This is a genomic window from Streptomyces sp. NPDC090741 (assembly GCF_044769045.1).
Classification (GTDB): Bacteria; Actinomycetota; Actinomycetes; order Streptomycetales; family Streptomycetaceae; genus Streptomyces.
Map to the genome: position 1 here is coordinate 2,776 of NZ_JBIVXF010000040.1, position 2,505 is coordinate 5,280.

Genomic DNA, 2,505 nt, shown 5'->3' on the forward strand with positions numbered 1-2,505 from the left:
CAGTCGTGACTGCGTGCCTTTTGAAGAATGAGCCTGCGAGTTAGCGGTGTGTAGCGAGGTTAACCCGTGTGGGGAAGCCGTAGCGAAAGCGAGTCCGAATAGGGCGATTGAGTTGCACGCTCTAGACCCGAAGCGGAGTGATCTAGCCATGGGCAGGTTGAAGCGGAGGTAAGACTTCGTGGAGGACCGAACCCACCAGGGTTGAAAACCTGGGGGATGACCTGTGGTTAGGGGTGAAAGGCCAATCAAACTCCGTGATAGCTGGTTCTCCCCGAAATGCATTTAGGTGCAGCGTCGTGTGTTTCTTGCCGGAGGTAGAGCACTGGATAGGCGATGGGCCCTACCGGGTTACTGACCTTAGCCAAACTCCGAATGCCGGTAAGTGAGAGCACGGCAGTGAGACTGTGGGGGATAAGCTCCATGGTCGAGAGGGAAACAGCCCAGAGCATCGACTAAGGCCCCCAAGCGTACGCTAAGTGGGAAAGGATGTGGAGTCGCAGAGACAACCAGGAGGTTGGCTTAGAAGCAGCCACCCTTGAAAGAGTGCGTAATAGCTCACTGGTCAAGTGATTCCGCGCCGACAATGTAGCGGGGCTCAAGCGTACCGCCGAAGTCGTGTCATTGCAGCAATAGGGCCAACGCCCGCTGTGATGGGTAGGGGAGCGTCGTGTGCCGGGTGAAGCAGCAGCGGAAGCTAGTTGTGGACGGTTCACGAGTGAGAATGCAGGCATGAGTAGCGATACACACGTGAGAAACGTGTGCGCCGATTGACTAAGGGTTCCTGGGTCAAGCTGATCTGCCCAGGGTAAGTCGGGACCTAAGGCGAGGCCGACAGGCGTAGTCGATGGACAACCGGTTGATATTCCGGTACCCGCTTTGAAACGCCCAATATCGAATCAGGCGATGCTAAGTCCGTGAAGCCGTTCCGGACCCTTCGGGGAAAGGAAAGTGGTGGAGCCGACGAACCAGACTTGTAGTAGGTAAGCGATGGGGTGACGCAGGAAGGTAGTCCAGCCCGGGCGGTGGTAGTCCCGGGGTAAGGGTGTAGGCCGAGGGGTAGGCAAATCCGTCCCTCATTAAGGCTGAGACCTGATGCCGAGCCGATTGTGGTGAAGTGGATGATCCTATGCTGTCGAGAAAAGCCTCTAGCGAGTTTCATGGCGGCCCGTACCCTAAACCGACTCAGGTGGTCAGGTAGAGAATACCGAGGCGTTCGGGTGAACTATGGTTAAGGAACTCGGCAAAATGCCCCCGTAACTTCGGGAGAAGGGGGGCCATCACTGGTGATCGGATTTACTCCGTGAGCTGGGGGTGGCCGCAGAGACCAGCGAGAAGCGACTGTTTACTAAAAACACAGGTCCGTGCGAAGCCGTAAGGCGATGTATACGGACTGACGCCTGCCCGGTGCTGGAACGTTAAGGGGACCGGTTAGTGCACTTTCGGGTGTGCGAAGCTGAGAACTTAAGCGCCAGTAAACGGCGGTGGTAACTATAACCATCCTAAGGTAGCGAAATTCCTTGTCGGGTAAGTTCCGACCTGCACGAATGGCGTAACGACTTCTCGACTGTCTCAACCATAGGCCCGGTGAAATTGCACTACGAGTAAAGATGCTCGTTTCGCGCAGCAGGACGGAAAGACCCCGGGACCTTTACTATAGTTTGATATTGGTGTTCGGTTCGGCTTGTGTAGGATAGGTGGGAGACTTTGAAGCCCCAACGCCAGTTGGGGTGGAGTCGCCGTTGAAATACCACTCTGGTCGTGCTGGATGTCTAACCTCGGTCCGTGATCCGGATCAGGGACAGTGTCTGATGGGTAGTTTAACTGGGGCGGTTGCCTCCCAAAGAGTAACGGAGGCGCCCAAAGGTTCCCTCAGCCTGGTTGGCAATCAGGTGTTGAGTGTAAGTGCACAAGGGAGCTTGACTGTGAGACCGACGGGTCGAGCAGGGACGAAAGTCGGGACTAGTGATCCGGCGGTGGCTTGTGGAAGCGCCGTCGCTCAACGGATAAAAGGTACCCCGGGGATAACAGGCTGATCTTCCCCAAGAGTCCATATCGACGGGATGGTTTGGCACCTCGATGTCGGCTCGTCGCATCCTGGGGCTGGAGTCGGTCCCAAGGGTTGGGCTGTTCGCCCATTAAAGCGGTACGCGAGCTGGGTTTAGAACGTCGTGAGACAGTTCGGTCCCTATCCGCTGTGCGCGTAGGAATATTGAGAAGGGCTGTCCCTAGTACGAGAGGACCGGGACGGACGAACCTCTGGTGTGCCAGTTGTCCTGCCAAGGGCATGGCTGGTTGGCTACGTTCGGGAGGGATAACCGCTGAAAGCATCTAAGCGGGAAGCCTGCTTCAAGATGAGTATTCCCACCTCCTTGAGAGGGTAAGGCTCCCAGTAGACGACTGGGTTGATAGGCCAGATGTGGAAGCCCGGTAACGGGTGGAGCTGACTGGTACTAATAGGCCGAGGGCTTGTCCTCAGTTGCTCGCGTCCACTGTGTTAGTTCTGAA

Annotated in this window: 1 rRNA gene (only partly in view); it reads left to right on the forward strand. The window is 56.4% G+C overall.

The window, feature by feature from the left end:
- Positions 1-2,474 (forward strand): 23S ribosomal RNA (locus ACIQU4_RS42200); it begins 730 nt to the left of the window's first position.
- Positions 2,475-2,505 lie beyond the last annotated feature (31 nt).